Here is a 14,931-nt window from a genome sequence, read left to right as displayed (position 1 = left end):
CGTTTCTGGAGTGTTCCCGCTTCTTCGGTATCCCGGGGGTGTCAGATGGTTCGTGTAAGGGTTGGTTTGGATGGATCAGGCCGGGATGAACCTGGTTCGGTCGGAAAAGACCCTCGTTGAACGGCACACAGGCTGGTTCGGTGGTTGACGTAGGCACGGCGGCGCGGCTGGCGGAGGCTGTGCTCGGCCAGCCGCACGAGCCGGAGCGCGAAGGTGATCTGTTCGTCCTGGGGAATATCGTCGGAAAGGAGGCCCGCGACGAACGCCCCGGCGTCGTCGTTGATGCTCTTGAGCTGTTGAGCGATGCCCACGCGCAGGTCGCGCTGATTCATCACGAGCCGTCCGGCGTGAGCACGTGCGCGTTGGCGTCCGACTCCAGGCGCTCGATCATCTGTCCGCACAGCAGTCGATGGCCTGACAGGTGCTCGACCTCGCTACCGATGTCGGCTTCCGTGGTCGTCTCGACCATGCCCATTCACCCCGCCGTCGGAGCGAAGAACGTCAACAGCCGGTCACGGATGAGCGCCGCGGACTGCTCGGGAGGCTGACGGTTCACGTCCAGCCGCAACACATCGAAGCCCGCTTGAATCAGCCGCTCGGTGGCCTGCCGGTAGAAGTGCGCCTCGGCGTGGCTGCTGCCGGGGCTGAGCTGGAAGCGGTTATGCGGGCCGCGCTCCTGGAGCCGTTCGGCAATGATCTCGGGATCGGCTTCCAGGATGACGGCCAGGTCGGGCCGGTCAGCCTCGGCGTTGAGCCGCCAGAGATGTCGCACAACTCGCGCCCGATGCCATAGTGGCCGTTGTAGTCGGGAAGACCATGGGCATAAGCGACCGCGCATGAGGTCTTGCGGAACAACGGCGTGGTGTTGTCGAACGCAGCGAGCACCCGCTGTTCCAGCGTCTCCGGCACGATCTTGCGCCGCGCCGTCTCGTCGTACGGCTCGGGCAAGCCATTGGCCTTGTAGTAGCCCGCGATCTCGCCCCGGTAGAACAGGCCGGTGAACACCGTGGCGTCGGCGTGCTGGGCAAGCCGGTAGGCCGCGTCCAGGTGTTCCGGTGAGTCGTTGAGACCGGGCACCAGCGGGCGCCAGGAGAGAACTGTGCGATACCGGCGCCGCGCCGGCCCACTCATGAGCTTCAGCGAGTCAGCCGCCACGTGCGACGGGTAGGGCTCGATCTCCTTGTTGTCGATGCCGCTGTACGTGAACAACAGCGTCAGCTTGATGTGCCGGAGCTGGTTCAGGCGCTCGCGGTCTTCCGGCTTCATCTGGTGCCTGGTGATGACGAGGACGTGATTGGTCAGCCCGCGCTCGTCGAGGTCTTCCAGCACAGCGAGGGTGTGCGGGCGGACGACCGGCAAGAACGGGTCGGTTGCCCGGTTGAACACCTGCACCGGGGTCACGTGCGGCTGGAAGTACCGGTGAGTCACCAGCTCTTCGACGGCCCGGGCGTCGCTCATGAGCGCCCGCGGTACGCGCTGATCCCATAGGCTGTAGGTGTGCCGGATCCAGTACGCGCAGTCCAGCGGGCACCCCTGGATGTGGTTCAGGCTGAGGCCGCTCTTGCGGTACTCCACGACTTCGCGGGCGCGCTCCGGTAGTTGGTCGATCTGATCCCTGCTCAGCAGGGCAACACGGGTGGCCACCTGGCTAACTCCCGAATCCCTTGAGGACGGACGCGGTTCGGCGTCTCTCACGGGAGAGTAGGGAGGAAAGGCTGAGCTAAGAAGCAAATTTCTCGGTTTTTCTCGAAAAACTTTTACCCATCTGACCTGAGGAAATCAGGAGCCAAGTTCCTCGGCTTCGTCAGCCAGATCCCGCATGGCGCAACTGATGATGGCTCGTGCCTCTCTGCCATAGCTGGCGACGGCGGCAAGGTGCTCAAAGATGCCCGAGTACAGCTCGATCTCTTGCGGCTGCCTCAGGTTGATTTCCGCCGAGTACGACTCGAACTGAACAAGGTGGTCGTCCAACACCCAGAAGCCGTGCCGGGGATCGGTGACATACTGGGTCTTGAAGTCGATGATCCCGAGCTTGACGTTACGCATAGAGGTCATCGCCATCAGTCGGTCGAGCTGGCCGATCATGATGTCCCGCGAGACCAGGCGGTAGCGAAGTGCGGCTTCTGTGATGACGAAGTGGAAGCGCTTATCTGGCCGGTACAACATCTCCTGACGCTGCATACGGACCTTCACAGCCTCGTTAATGTCGTTAGGCACCTTGTGCACCATCACGACCTGGGCGAAGCGTGCACGGGCATATTCGGGCGTCTGGGTAAGCCCAGGAATTACCGTATTCTCGAATCCGCGATAGAACTTGGTCCTCTCGTCAAGCTGCGACAGCGTGAGCTGGTGGGATTTCATGCCCGCTTTGAGTACCCGCTGCCACTCGGCATGTTGAAGCTCAAGGTTGTGTAGCGCGGCGAGAAGACTTGCTGTTTGATTCTTTGAGTTAGTGGCTCTTGTCCAGTCCTTTATGTCGTCATCGGTCGGTGTCTGCTTGCCATTCTCGATCTTGCTGACTTTGGAACCTGTCCACGACAAAGACTCCGCGAGCTCTTTACCGGATAGTTTGGCGGCTACCCGAAGCTCGCGGAGTCGTTTGCCTAGCGCGTTGCGCGCTTCGTCAATGCCGGTCGTCCCGCTGCTCATACTTGGCAACAAACTCATCTCGGTCGATAGCGTGGTGCTGTGCCGCATCACGCCAGTAGTTGTGTTCCACAATCTCGGCGGGGTCTTCGATGACCTCCCCACCGATGAACTGGTCATCGTCGGTGAAGCGCATCTTGAGCACCTTGCGGGAGTCGAACAGCCAGTAGTCGTACTTCGGCAGCTCGACAGCCTGGTCGCGGGTGATGTAGCGGATATCGTCACCCGCTTCGCGGGTGTAGCCCGCCACCCACATGCCGAAGCGGATGTAGTCGGTGAGCGGAAAACTCACCACCCGTACACGGGAGAACCGGCGTCCCTCGGCCGTTGCCTGGCGGACCATGCTCAGCCAGTTCTCGTGGTACGAGACGTCCGGCTCCCCGGCGAGGAACTTGCGCAGCGGTTCAACCTCACGGGGAGAGCTGTACCGGTCTCGTGTCTCCAGCCGGTAGGCCGTGTGCTCGAAGGTCTCGAAGAGCTTGGCGAACTCCGGGCCTGGCTCGATGAAGGTCAGTTGTCCGTCCCCTTCTCCTGTGCGTAGCGGCGAGCGTAGAACGTAAGGACTTCTTCGGGGATCTCGATCAAGGTCTCGTGGTCGGGTACCGGACCGATGTCGGCGAGCGCTTGCGGGTCGGTGACCTTCCACCCCTGCGCGATGTAGGTCACGCGGTCAGCCCTGTCCGTGGCGAACAGCGTAGGGGATGCACCCTCGGTAGATTCGGGGTCTTTGCCGAGAAATTCGGCATGCACTAGGCCTCCTAGCTCGAAGTTGGAGCAAACTGCTCGACCATCGTGGCGTGGGGAGGGGCGGGGGCCAATGTCCGACACAGGCGCTGATTTCTAGCAGCCGTCAACAGTAAGATCAATTGCTGGCGACACGCTCCTTCCAGCGGCACGCTTGACTCCCTGTGGCGACTTGTAACATCGCATGTGACATAGCAGATGACCCGGCGTTTTGCCATGTCAACGCCATTGTGATCATGGACTGACGGGGGGTGGAATGGGTCGCGTCGGGGGTGGATAGCGGTTCGATCGCCGAGCGGGCGCGGGCCGGCTGGCGTCCGAGCTGCGCCGCCTGCGGGAGGCAGCCGGGCTCACCCGTGAGCAGGTCTCCGCGGAGACCGGGATCAACCTCGCCACGCTCTACCGGCACGAGACAGCTACGGCCAGCTCCCGGCCGCAGCGCTGCACGATGATCGCGCTGCTCAACACCTACGGCGTCTCGGAACAGCAGCGTGCCGACCTGCTTCATCACGCTCCTACGACGTGGGAAGTTCGTCGTCGGCGAAGGCGCCGCCCATGAAACGGTCGGCCAGCGGGCCAGGCTCGGCGTGCTGTTCGGCGCTGTCGGCGGGCTGGTAGCCGAGGGCGTCCCAGCCGGTGCGCGGCCACCACGACTCGCTGTTGCTGGAGGTGCCGTACACAGCGAGGAACGGGGAGGTCAGGGGACTGGTGGCAGCGGTGTAGAGCAGGGCGGTGGCATCGCGAGGGCTCAGCCAGGTCGCCCAGTGGCGGGGTTCGTCGGGGTGGCTGCGGTAGCTGCCTATCCGTACTGCGACGACCTGCATGGTGGTCTTGTGGGCATAGAGGTAGCCGAGGGCCTCGGCAGTGACCTTGGTTACGGCGTAGAAGCTGTCGGGGGCCAGCAGCGCGGTCGGGGCGCCCACGGGGTTCAGGCCGGTGACGTGGTGGCTGCTGGCCAGCACCACGCGCGGTACCCGCCCGCGGCGGGCGGCCTCCAGGACATGGTGGGTGCCGGTGATGTTGTGCTCCACCATCTCGGTGAACGGCCCCTCCTGGGTGATCCCTGCAAGGTGCACGACAGCGGATGTCCCGGTGGTGGCCCTCTCGACCGCTTCCAGGTCACGCAGGTCGGCTTGGACGAACTCAGCACCCGCGGGCGGCCCGCCGACGGGAAGCTGCTGGTCGAGCAGCCGCAGCGGGACGCCGTGGGCAGCCAGATCGGCGGCCAGTCGGGTGCCTATGGTCCCGGCCGCGCCCGTGATCAGCAGGGTCACGGGCGGTGGTGGAGCATCGACGCCACGCCCTCCTCGCTCCGCGGGTAGGAGATGCCCCGCAGCACGGCGACGGGTGCCCCGCGGCCGCGCTGCCCGAGGATGATCCCGGCCGCCGCGGCGATGAGGTCGGTGAAGGTCTCCTCCTGCTTCTTGGCGCCGTGCTCCGTCGTCCGCAGCGGCGCCACGCCCGCCGCGCCGATCGAGATGACGGTGGCCCCGCGCCGGTCGGCGCGGCCGTCGGAGTCCGCGATCACCACGGCGACGTCTGAGCCGGTGTAGGAGATCAGGGCGTCGCGCAGAGCGCGGGCGGATGCGTCGGGGTCCAGCGGCAGCAGCCAGGCGCCTTCGGTGCCGGCACGGTCGATCCCGGCTGAGGTGAGCTGGTAGCCGAGGGTATGCCGGGCGATGATCGGGCCCTTCTCGGTGGCCAGGAAGTAGCTGTCGCTGGAGTCCAGGATCAGTTGCACGATCTCGGCGGGTTTGCCTGTCTTGGCGGACAGTTCCAGGGCCTCCGCGTTGGGGGTGACGCTGGCGAGGCCGACGTAGCGCTTCTCCGCGATGCTCACGACCTTGGAGGCCACCACCACTACGTCCCGGTCTTGCAGCTCGGTGCCGGTGCGGGTGAGGACGTCGGCGATGGTGCTCGCGAGGTCGTCGCCCGGCTGGAGCTCAGGAAAAGGCTCCAGGGCAAAGGCAGAGAAGCCGGAGGTCGGGGCGGCGGTCATCGTCGGGCTCCTGTGAAAGTGAGGACGGCGGTGTGCAGGCGAGCGTGTGCGACGGCGAGCGCCTCGGCCCGCTGCCGGGTGGCGGCGTGCTGTCCGCTGATCAGCCAGTCGATCACGCGCCGCACGTAGTGCGGCCACAGACGACGAGCCGCGCCGGGCGCCGACGTGCCGGCGGTGACGGCGTGCCAGGCATCTGCGGCGGCCTGCGGCCACCGATGTTCATCATATCCGCCGAGGCAGGGGCCGAAGCTGTCCAGTGTTGCGCACATGCACTGAAGCCGGGCGGCCTCGATGTCGCGGTCGGCGGCCCGGTAGAGCGCCGGTCCGCTGCCCGGCGGGACCGGGTGCGGGACCCCTGTCGCGGTCAGGTGCAGCAGGACGGGGACGGCTTGGTGGTAGATGGCGGGGAGGTGGGGGAAGGAGCCGGCATGCTGCTTGGGTGTGTCGAGCCGTACGGAGGCGATGCGCCCAAGCTTGGCGGCAGTCAGCAGGAGGAATGCGTCGATGCCGTACCCATCCACGCACGCCGAGACCGCCGGGGGCAGGGTCCCGACAGCGTGGAGGACGGCGGTGAGAGCGTCCCGGGACACGGCGAGGTCTCCGGCCAGAGGCTGGGGAACGTCGTGACCGGTAGTGGCGGCGATCAGCGGCCGGGCAAGGTGGTTGGTGAGGTTGGCTTCGTCCCAGTGCCGTGGGTAGTCGGCGATAGCGAAGGCGGCCCCGGCCCGCACACGTTGCAGCAGCGCGGCGTAGACGGTCGGGTCCGGGTTCCGGGTATCGGTATCCGCGATCAGCACCGCATCAGCGCCGGTGAGGTCCAAGCGGCGGGCGGCGGCCAGGATCTGGGCGCCCTTGCCCCGTACCAGGCCGGTCAGTGGCACCTTGACAGCCCGGGTGTTGGTGGCGGTGAAGCGCTCGGCGGTGTCCGGGGAGTCGGATGAGTCGGCGTGCATGATGACCGCGGACGGGTCGCCGAGGGCGGTGTCGACGGCGGTGGTAACGGCGGTGATGGTAGCCGGCTCGTTGCGGCTGGGCAGGATCACGGCGGCGTTCACCTCGTATCGGCACCCTTGGTCAGCAGGTCAGCGGCTGTCTCGGGGCCAGGCGCGTACAGGTACTCGAACTGGCAGCCGGTCAGGGCTGCGATCAGGCGGCTGCGCCAACGGGCCAGAGCGGGTGTGTCCAGTGGCCACACCGGCCCATACGGCACCTCGGCAACGCCGGTGATGGGGGTGGGCAGGCCGGAGATGTAGCGGGCCAGCATCTCGTGCAGCCGCAGCCGCTCGTTTACCGACAGCGGCAACGCGGGCGTCAGTGACGCCGTGACCAGCCCCGGGTGAACAGCCAGGCGTACGACCCGGGCCAGCGGAACCGAACCGGTGGCGAACGGCTCCAGCACGTGCTGGGGCTTCGACGCGAGCGGTCGGGTCGGGTCGCGGACGGCGGCGGTGGACTTGCCCGGCCACACCTCCACCACGCCCTCGTCGCTCTCGCCGAGGACGACCAAGTCGTCTCCGGCGTGGGTCCAGCCTCGCGTCGCGAGCGCGAGCGCGGTAGACGTCTTGCCCGCGCCCTTCGCGCCGAGGAGCAGGACCGCCCGCCCGTCAGGTGCGATCAGGGCGGTGGCGTGCACCGTGACCTTGTGCTGCTGCTGGCGGACGCGCTCAGTCGCGGTGTAGGTGACGTACGCCAACGTGTCCGAGGCGGCCACGGACGGGGGCAGCCGAAGGCGTACGGTGCCCCTCGCGACGGTGACGGCCGCAGCTCCCGTGGTGACCTCAACGTCCACCGCCTCCGTGGCGGGGGCTGCCGTTAAGGTCCATCCGCCGGGCAGTGCCCGGTCGGCGGCCCGTGCGGCCGTGGTGTCTAGCTGCTCGGGCAGGGTGAGGCGGGTGGAGACGTGGCCGGTGACGAGTCGGCACATGCTCATCTGACGGTCCGTTCCAGGGCAGCCAGCAGCTCCCCGACCGGCGCGATGGCGGGCAGGTACCGGCCGGACAGCAGCTCGTCCATCCAGTCCGTCCGGCACAGCGTGGCCCGCACCAGTTCCTCAGCCTCCCCAGGGGGCGCTCCCCTGCCGACGGTGATCTCGATAAAAGCGGGCTCGTCGTAGGGGGCACCGTTGCGCCACAGCAGCGCGACGCGGCACGGCCCGAACTCGGCGGCCACCGCGCGGGCGGCCTCATCGGCGAGCCAGCCACCGACCTTGCCGACGTGGTAGGCCGGATTCTTCCCGAAGGTCGCCTCATTCCCGGCCAGATGGGCGCCGCTGATCACGCCAGTGCGGGCGTTGCCCCGGCCCACCAAACCGTCCTCGCCGTAGTCGACGGCCGACCCCGACAGCGTGAAGTACTGCCCCGACAAGGGGCCGGTGCGGCTGCCGCGGGTGTTGCACACCACCGTCACCCGGCTTTGCAGATGCTCCTGAAGCACCGCGGTCAGCTCGCCAGCCGCGGCGGTGACTGCATCGTGGCACTCTGCGGAGCTGGTCAGATAGCCGGCCAAGGCGGGCACGCACACCGTCACCGTCCAGATCGCGCCGTCTCGGACGGCGAGGGCCTTGATATCGCTGCCCGCCCACGGCAAGCGCCGGAACCACGCCTCGGCGAGCAGCACCACGGTCTCCGTGGCCGTCCGCGGGGCCGATCCGACGAGGTAGGCGGTGTCGTTGGAGAACGCCGTCGGCCTCTCGGGCAGATCGTCCAGGGAGCGGGGGGCGAACCAGTGGGGGAACTTGGAGGAGTCGGTCGTCTCGTGTCTCACCTCCAGCGTCACCCGGTCGAAGCCTGGCAGAGCGGCACGCAGGTGATCGACGGCCGCCTGTTGGAGGATCTCCCGCACCGGCAGCGGACGGCCAGCGAAGCTGGTGGAGATCCGGCCGCCGAAAACGACCCGCAGCGGCCGGTCGTAGATGCCGTCTGTATCGGTGAAAGCGGCCCGGCCGCCGAGCACAGCGACCTTGTCCAGGTTGTGATGCAGCACCGCCCCCGCCACCTCCAGGCAGTGCCGGCTGTAGCGGATGGAGGCGAGTTCAGCGATACCGTCGGCGAGGGTGTCGGGGTGGCCGATCCCTTTGCGTTCGACGACCTCGACGGGCAACTCATGCGGCAGCGGTGTGCGCAGCGCGGACAACGTGGGCGTCACGGTAGACACGGTCGATCACCTCCAGTGGGCGCCGCAACGCCGTCAGCGAGAACAGGCAGGGGTGAGTCGGGCGCCTGTCGGCGGCGTCCAGCACCGCGGCGTACATCGCGTGCCGCAGCTTCTCGTGTGTGGGGGCGGCGGCTGGCTCGCCGAGTCCGGCTTCGAGGTTCCGACCGCGTACCTCAAGACGGCGCCCGTCGGCGAGGTGGAGGACGAGTTCGTGGACGGGCGGGCCAGGGTGGTCGACGCGGGCGTTGACGTGCACCGTGGCCCCACCGGACAGAGTGATGGTGGCGGTGACGTGATCCTCCGTCTCCACTAGGCCCCGACGATGCACCACCTCTGCTTCGACCGCCTCAATGTCGCCGGGCAGCAACCGCAGGGCGAGAGCCAGGCCGTGGATGGCCTGCTGGTGCAGCACCCCGCCGGCGGCGGCGTAGGTACGGCGCCAGCCGCGGAAATAGCCGGGGTCCCGCCGCACGGCCAGCAGCACCTCGGCTTTTACCACAACCGGACGCTCGACGAGCAGGACATCGAGGCCGGGGGCGAAGTGCGGCTGAAACGCGACGAAGATCCGCCCGTCATCCGGCCGGGGCATCAAGGCAGCCGGGTCGGTGGTGCCGGGCTTTTCCACGAGACCGATCGCTCCGGCTTGGGCGGCATCCCGAGCCGCGGCAAGCGCGGTCCCCGGCGGGGAGGCGACCACCACCAGATCCGGCGTCACTGCCCCCAGCGCCGCCCGCCAGGAGGCGAAAAGCGGGATGTCCGACGGCAGCTCGATGTGCGGGTCGGGGTCGGCGACCCCGACGACCACCAGGCCAGGCGCGCCACCGAGTGCGGTCAGGTGCTTGGCTCCGACCTCCCCGGCTCCGACCAGCAGCACCCGCTTCACGCGACGCCACCCGGGATGGCCGAGCGCAGGAACGCGGCCCCGGTAGTGAGCGCGTCGGCGGGGGCGTCGCGCACGTGGGTCTCCAGCCCATACGGCAGCGCCGGGTGAGCCGCATGCAGCAGTGGCAGCACCTCGACGTACGGCACCACGCCCTCACCGGCAGGGCAGAACACCCGGCCGTCGTCGTCGGGCCGGTAGTCTTTGACGTGCACGTAGTCCACATACGGGGCCAAGGCGCGGACCACGTCGCCGGTGGCCTGGCCGACCTCGTGGAGGTTCGCCACATCCAGCCAGAGTCCCAGGCCCTGCCCGTGGTACCGGTCCAGGATTGCCAGCAGCGGCTCGGCGTGGGCGACGGTGCACACCGGCTCGTTCTCCAGCAGCAGCCTTACCCCGGCCGTATCCGCCGCGCCCAGAGCCTTGACCAGCAGCGGGTCACTGGCCATCTGCTCGGTCAGCTCCGGCTCGACGCGCAGATGAGAGAAGATCCGCACGATCGGAGCCCCCAGAATGGCGGCGGCCTCAAATGCCCGCCGGATCCAGCCCAGCCGCTCCTCGGGCGGGACCTGAGCCGGGAAGCCGAAGGCGTCTACCCGACCAGGCCGGGCCTCGGGTCGGCACCACTTCCACAGCGGTGAGGCCAGCGCCGCCACCTTCAGGCCCCGCTCGTCGGCCAGGGCGCGAATGTGTCGTAGTCGATCGATGGGCAGCGCCACAGCGTTGGTGCCCCCGGCCGAGCGGATTTCCAGATGCCCGATGCTCAGCGTCACCGCCAGATCCATACCCGGCGCCGGGTCGGGGCCGAGTTCGTCGGGGTTGAGTACCAGTGTGTTCGTCGCCGATACGACAGCGGCGTGCATGGCCACCTCCAGAGGTGAGGAGCCACCACCATCCCCGTGGGCCATGCAGCGGCGACATCCCGCCAGTTACCCCAAGATCCGGACAAATCCAGACCATTGGACAACCCTTGGACAGATGACGATTCCCCCGGCCCGGCTCTCTCCGGAGGACATCCGCGCTGAGCTGCTGCGGCTGCGCCAAGGGTCCGCTCTCGGTCATCCTGGGGCGGTCACCGCGCTCAGCGACCCGCTCCGCGCGCTGCTGCTCGTCCGGACCCCGCCGCTGTCGAACGCGGCGAGCGAGACGACACGCCTGGTGGCAGCTCTGCGCAGAGCGATCGACGCATTAACCCCGCACGAGCGCCGCTATGCCGCCGCGGATTTCAACCTGCTGGGTGAGCACTCCTGGCCCAGCCTGACCGAGCGGCAGGAATCCCTCGCCCGAGTGTTGGGCTGCTCGGCCAAAACCGTACGCCGCCACGCCGGACAGGCACTGGACACCCTCGCGCTGCTCATCGCCGACGGCTCCTACGTCGCCGGACCGCCCGCGCCGGGCAGCGACGCCCCCGCCAGCATCGTGGGAACGGCCCCAGGCGACGGGACGGGCCGCTTCTTCGGTATCACCGCCACCTCCCGCGTGGACGTGATCTGCTCCGCCCTCCCCGCTGCGGACCGGGCCAGGCAGCGGCCCAGCGAGCCGCTGTACGCCCGCTACGCGGGCTTCGCCGACCTCGACGCCCTGTTCTACGTCCGTGTCCACCTCACCCAGTATTTCCCGGCCGCGACCATCCGGGACTTCCACCCCGGCGAGTACTACAACGCCGAACCCGACAGCCTGATCGTCCTCGGCGCCCCTGAGCGCAACACCGCCTTCGCCGAGTTCGGCCCCCACCTGCCCTACCGCTTCACCCCGCCACCGGACCCGGCCATCGCCTTCCCTGGCCACGGTCAGGTCAGTCTGGCCCCACTGTGGGCGCCCGAGGGTGAACTGCTGGCGGACCTGACCGTCATCACCCGCCTGACCCTCAGCCAGGGCACCACCGTGATCCTGCTCGGCGGCTGCCTGACCCTCGGCGTCCTGGGTGCCGCCAAGTGCCTGCTGAACGGCGAACGCGGCCGACGCAACACCGCCTACCTCGACGACCTCGCCCCTGGCGCCGACCTCATCGCCGTCACCGCCACCCGCAAAGTCGGCGGCATCACCGACACCCCCGACCTGACCGCCGTCGAGCCGCTGCTGCTGCTCACCCGCGGCACCGCGGGCGGCTTCACCACCCGCCTGGACAACACCGCCCGCTACACGGGACGGTGACCCCTGGTGACCGGCAGCGACTGGGTGCCGCTGCCGGACTCGTGGGTGGCCAACCTGCACCGCGCCACAGGCGACGAGCCCGGCCTGGCCGCGTCGTAGCGCGCCGCCCGACGATCATCCGCCACCGTAGAGTTGTGGGTGATCGGGTCATGGTCTTTGCGGCGTAGGAGGCCGGTGAGTGGCGGCGCGCTGGTTCAACATCGCTGGACCCTGTGTGCCGGGGAAACATTACATGATCGCGGCGTCGGCGAGATTGCCTGAGGTGCCGGGTCTGGTGGCGCGCGAGGACTACTTCGTGGTGCATGCACCGAGACAGACGGGGAAGACGACTACGCTGCGGGCAATCGCAGCCGAACTGACGGCCAGCGGGAAGTACGCGGCGGTGAAGCTCTCGCTGCAGAGCGGCGCGGCCTTCGGTGACGACATAGGCGGCGCCACCCGCGCCATCCTCGCGAAGGCCAGCCGAGAGGCCCGGCTCAGCCTTCCAGCGGAGCTGCGCCCTCCGGCATGGCCCGAGGGCCCGGACGGGGATCTCTTCGGCGGCGCGCTCGCCGCCTGGGCCGAGTCCTGCCCCCGGCCACTCGCGCTGTTCCTCGACGAGATCGACTCGCTCACGGGCGCGACGCTCGTCGCTGTGCTCAGCCAGATCCGCGAAGGTTTCGAGGACCGCCCCGGGGCCTTCCCTGCTTCGATCGCGCTGTGCGGCCTTCGGGACGTGCGCGATTATAAGATCGTCACTGGCGGTAACCCGGAGCGGTCGGGCGGGCCCAGCCCGTTCAACATCATTGTCGAGTCGCTGCGACTCGGGGATTTCACGCTTGGTGAGGTGTGGGAACTCTACGGCCAGCACACCGCGGAGACCGGCTGCGTCTTTACCGACGAGGCCATCGAGCACGTGTACGCGCTGACCCGGCGGTCAGCCCTGGCTGGTCAACGCGCTGGCAGCGGAGATCGTCGCCCGGATGAAGGTGCCGGCGACGGAGCCGGTCACGATCGAGCAGGTCGACACCGCCCGGGAGCGGGTCATCCAGGCCCGGCCGAGTCATCTGGACTCGTTGGTGCGCCGCCTGCGTGAGCCGGAGGTGCAGAGGGTCCTCCTGCCGGTCCTCGCCGGCGCGGAGCAGCCCGCTGACCTGGAATACTCCGACGACCTGTCCTTCGTCCGCGACCTCGGGATGATCACCGAGGAGGGCACGGAGGGCCCGCGGATCGCCAACCCGATCTACGCGGAGGTAATCTCCCGGGCCCTCGCCGAGCAGGTCGTCCCCAGCCCGGCCGCGCTGACCTCTACCTGCGCTGGCGCTACACAACGCGCGAGGGAACCCGCGCCGAGCAGCGCGAGGTGTTCCAGGTGAAAACCCACCGCCCCGGGAAGGCCAACCCGCTCAAGGATGCGATCCTCCAGCTCGAGGACTACCTGAACCACCTGGGCCTGTCCTCGGGCTACATCGTGATCTTCGACCAGAGATCGCAGTCCACGCCGGCCGCCGACGAACCCCTGACCACCCAGACCAGCCCGTCCGGCCACTCGATCACCATCGCCCGCCTGGCCCTGCCACCTGGCCGCCGGCAGACCCTGGCATCGTCATAGCGGGTGGTTTGTCGCGGGCATGGCGCGTCGATGGCGCGACGTAGCGCCCCGTAGCATCGGACAGCCCTCCTTCAGAGAGCGGCGACAGGGCGGGACTGACGGTGGGCTGAACAGGCTGGGGGCAGAGCGTGATCGACCGGGTGGCGTTGCTGAAGGACGCCAAGCAGCAGGTCAAGGTGCTGGAGAAGGACCTGCGGGCTCAGGTCGACGCGGTGCCCGAGGTCGGGGCGCGGCTGCGGGCCGAGTACGACCGGGCGTTCAAGGTCGGGCGGACGGCTGCGACCTGGTCGGCGTGGCTGGGCGAGCGGGTCACGCAGGCCGCGGCCGCCTGGGTGCTCGGCACGGTGTTCGTCCGGTTCTGCGAGGACAACGGGCTGATCGGCGACCCGTACCTCGCCGGGCCGGCGGCGCGGCTCACGCTGGCCGAGGAACGGCTGAACGAGTTCTACGTCCAGCATCCGGAACTGACCGCCCGCGACTGGCTGCTCGCCGCCTTCGGCGAGATCTCGAAGGCGCCCGTCGGCGCGGGGCTGTTCGACGAGCGGCACAACGCGCTGTTCCAGATCCCCCTGACCCACGACGCGGCCAAGGACCTGATCACCTTCTGGCGCATGCGCCAGTCCGGCGTCCTCGTCCACGACTTCACCGACCCGGACTGGGACACCCGCTTCCTCGGCGACCTCTACCAGGACCTCTCCGAGGACGTCCGCAAGAAGTACGCCCTCCTCCAGACCCCGGAGTTCGTCGAGGAGTTCATCCTCGACCTGACCCTGACGCCGGCGATCGAGGAGTTCGGCTACGACATCGTCAAACTGATCGACCCGACGTGTGGCTCCGGCCACTTCCTGCTGGGCGCCTTCCACCGCCTGCTCGCCGAGTGGGAGACGAACGCGCCCGACCGGGACGTCTTCGAGCGGGTGCGGCTGGCGCTGGACGCGGTCTACGGGGTGGACATCAACCCGTACGCGGCGGCGATTGCCAAGTTCCGGCTGGTCATTGCCGCACTGCGCGCCGCTGGGCTGATCACGTTGGACGCGGCTGCCGGCTACACGTTCCCGCTGCACGTGGCCGTCGGCGACTCGCTGCTCAAGGGGCGCCAGCTCGATCTTTTCGGTGAAGAGCGCGACGAGCTTACCGAGTTCTCGTACGCGACCGAGGACGTACACGAGCATAAGGGCATCCTCACCGACGACCAGTACCACGTCGTCGTCGGCAATCCGCCATACATCACGGTCAAGGACAAGACGCTCAACGAACTCTACCGGGAGTTGTACAGCGCTTGCTCCGGCAAGTATGCGCTTACCGTTCCGTTCGCTCAGCGATTCTTCGAACTCGCGAAGATAGCCGACATAGAGGGTCACGGCGCCGGTCGGGTCGGCCAGATCACGGCCAACTCCTTCATGAAGCGCGAGTTCGGCAAGAAGCTAATCCAGGAGTTCTTCGCAGACAGAACCGAACTGACCCACATCATCGACACATCTGGCGCGTACATACCAGGGCATGGCACGCCCACAGTGATTCTTGCCGGTCGACGCAATCGATGGCGGCGTCCCGCCGTCATCCGCGCTGTCCTCGGTATACGAGGAGAACCGACAACACCCACCGACCCTCGCGAAGGGATAGTGTGGCACGCCATCAAGGAGCAGATCAGCGCGCCCGGCTCCGAGAGCACATGGGTGAGCTCTGAGGATGTACCACGGGAGATCTTCAACTCCTACCCATGGAGCCTGGGCGGTGGCGGCGCCAGCGAGCTTCTTGAGGATC

The 14,931-nt window shown here is 68.0% G+C and carries 18 protein-coding genes and 1 pseudogene; 6 read left to right on the top strand and 13 right to left on the bottom strand.

Annotation, left to right across the window (positions count from 1 at the left end; genetic code table 11):
- Nucleotides 1–41: 41 nt before the first annotated feature.
- The 6 genes from MJ797_RS12215 to MJ797_RS12190 all read right to left on the bottom strand — a co-directional run bounded on the left by MJ797_RS12215 (nt 42) and on the right by MJ797_RS12190 (nt 3,312).
- A complete protein-coding gene (locus MJ797_RS12215) occupies nt 42–332 on the bottom strand; it encodes a hypothetical protein (protein ID WP_239334456.1) in 291 nt (96 codons plus the stop codon).
- The gene (locus MJ797_RS12210) at nt 332–469 is read right to left on the bottom strand and encodes a hypothetical protein (protein WP_239334455.1); all 138 of its coding nucleotides are present in this window, start codon (nt 467–469) and stop codon (nt 332–334) included. Before MJ797_RS12210 ends, MJ797_RS12215 begins: the two co-directional genes overlap by 1 nt.
- Before the next feature lie 119 nt (nt 470–588).
- Nucleotides 589–1,644, bottom strand: a complete 1,056-nt coding sequence (locus tag MJ797_RS12205; RefSeq protein WP_239334454.1) for a radical SAM protein — start codon at nt 1,642–1,644, stop codon at nt 589–591.
- Nucleotides 1,645–1,779: 135 nt separating this feature from the next.
- Nucleotides 1,780–2,649, bottom strand: a complete 870-nt coding sequence (locus MJ797_RS12200) for a helix-turn-helix transcriptional regulator (RefSeq protein WP_239334453.1) — start codon at nt 2,647–2,649, stop codon at nt 1,780–1,782.
- Entirely contained in the window at nt 2,624–3,151 is a 528-nt protein-coding gene (locus tag MJ797_RS12195) for a DUF6879 family protein (RefSeq protein WP_374582062.1), read from the bottom strand. The genes MJ797_RS12200 and MJ797_RS12195 overlap by 26 nt, the downstream gene beginning before the upstream one ends.
- 5 nt (nt 3,152–3,156) lie before the next feature.
- The gene (locus MJ797_RS12190) at nt 3,157–3,312 is read right to left on the bottom strand and encodes a hypothetical protein (RefSeq protein WP_239334451.1); all 156 of its coding nucleotides are present in this window, start codon (nt 3,310–3,312) and stop codon (nt 3,157–3,159) included.
- 388 nt (nt 3,313–3,700) lie between these two features.
- Between MJ797_RS12190 and MJ797_RS12185 the strand changes: the two are divergent.
- Nucleotides 3,701–3,895: pseudogene (locus tag MJ797_RS12185) on the top strand (helix-turn-helix domain-containing protein); the annotation flags it as partial.
- A gap of 10 nt (nt 3,896–3,905) precedes the next feature.
- On the opposite strand, the gene MJ797_RS12180 reads toward MJ797_RS12185, so the two are convergent.
- Genes MJ797_RS12180 through MJ797_RS12150 form a run of 7 tightly spaced genes read right to left on the bottom strand, consistent with a single transcriptional unit; the run spans nt 3,906 to nt 10,285 of the window.
- The gene (locus MJ797_RS12180; protein ID WP_239334450.1) at nt 3,906–4,664 is read right to left on the bottom strand and encodes an NAD(P)-dependent oxidoreductase; all 759 of its coding nucleotides are present in this window, start codon (nt 4,662–4,664) and stop codon (nt 3,906–3,908) included.
- A complete protein-coding gene (locus MJ797_RS12175) occupies nt 4,661–5,389 on the bottom strand; it encodes a coenzyme F420-0:L-glutamate ligase (RefSeq protein ID WP_239334449.1) in 729 nt (242 codons plus the stop codon). Before MJ797_RS12175 ends, MJ797_RS12180 begins: the two co-directional genes overlap by 4 nt.
- Nucleotides 5,386–6,444, bottom strand: coding sequence for a hypothetical protein (locus MJ797_RS12170; protein ID WP_239334448.1), 1,059 nt, complete (start codon nt 6,442–6,444; stop codon nt 5,386–5,388). The genes MJ797_RS12175 and MJ797_RS12170 overlap by 4 nt, the downstream gene beginning before the upstream one ends.
- Nucleotides 6,441–7,319, bottom strand: coding sequence for a hypothetical protein (locus tag MJ797_RS12165; protein ID WP_239334447.1), 879 nt, complete (start codon nt 7,317–7,319; stop codon nt 6,441–6,443). Before MJ797_RS12165 ends, MJ797_RS12170 begins: the two co-directional genes overlap by 4 nt.
- The gene (locus MJ797_RS12160) at nt 7,316–8,542 is read right to left on the bottom strand and encodes a methionine adenosyltransferase (protein WP_239334446.1); all 1,227 of its coding nucleotides are present in this window, start codon (nt 8,540–8,542) and stop codon (nt 7,316–7,318) included. The genes MJ797_RS12165 and MJ797_RS12160 overlap by 4 nt, the downstream gene beginning before the upstream one ends.
- Entirely contained in the window at nt 8,490–9,425 is a 936-nt protein-coding gene (locus MJ797_RS12155; protein WP_239334445.1) for a Gfo/Idh/MocA family protein, read from the bottom strand. The genes MJ797_RS12160 and MJ797_RS12155 overlap by 53 nt, the downstream gene beginning before the upstream one ends.
- Nucleotides 9,422–10,285, bottom strand: a complete 864-nt coding sequence (locus tag MJ797_RS12150; RefSeq protein WP_239334444.1) for a sugar phosphate isomerase/epimerase — start codon at nt 10,283–10,285, stop codon at nt 9,422–9,424. Before MJ797_RS12150 ends, MJ797_RS12155 begins: the two co-directional genes overlap by 4 nt.
- A 115-nt stretch (nt 10,286–10,400) precedes the next feature.
- Between MJ797_RS12150 and MJ797_RS12145 the strand changes: the two genes are divergently transcribed.
- From MJ797_RS12145 to pglX, 5 genes are all read left to right on the top strand, one after another.
- Nucleotides 10,401–11,576, top strand: coding sequence for a hypothetical protein (locus MJ797_RS12145; protein ID WP_239334443.1), 1,176 nt, complete (start codon nt 10,401–10,403; stop codon nt 11,574–11,576).
- Nucleotides 11,577–11,808: 232 nt separating this feature from the next.
- Complete coding sequence (locus MJ797_RS12140) at nt 11,809–12,651, top strand: ATP-binding protein (protein ID WP_239334442.1); 843 nt, start codon at nt 11,809–11,811, stop codon at nt 12,649–12,651.
- A gap of 7 nt (nt 12,652–12,658) precedes the next feature.
- Nucleotides 12,659–12,931, top strand: coding sequence for a hypothetical protein (locus MJ797_RS12135; RefSeq protein WP_239334441.1), 273 nt, complete (start codon nt 12,659–12,661; stop codon nt 12,929–12,931).
- Nucleotides 12,928–13,167: a hypothetical protein gene (locus tag MJ797_RS12130; RefSeq protein WP_239334440.1), complete on the top strand. Its 240-nt coding sequence runs from the start codon at nt 12,928–12,930 to the stop codon at nt 13,165–13,167. The genes MJ797_RS12135 and MJ797_RS12130 overlap by 4 nt, the downstream gene beginning before the upstream one ends.
- A gap of 128 nt (nt 13,168–13,295) precedes the next feature.
- On the top strand, nt 13,296–14,931 hold a 1,636-nt coding region (gene pglX, locus MJ797_RS12125), incomplete at its 3' end, for a BREX-2 system adenine-specific DNA-methyltransferase PglX (RefSeq protein WP_239334439.1).

Source organism: Protofrankia sp. CiP3, from assembly GCF_917627345.1.
GTDB lineage: Bacteria > Actinomycetota > Actinomycetes > Frankiales > Frankiaceae > Protofrankia.
Note: the sequence above shows the minus strand (reverse complement) of the source record. Positions and strands in the feature narration are given on the sequence as shown.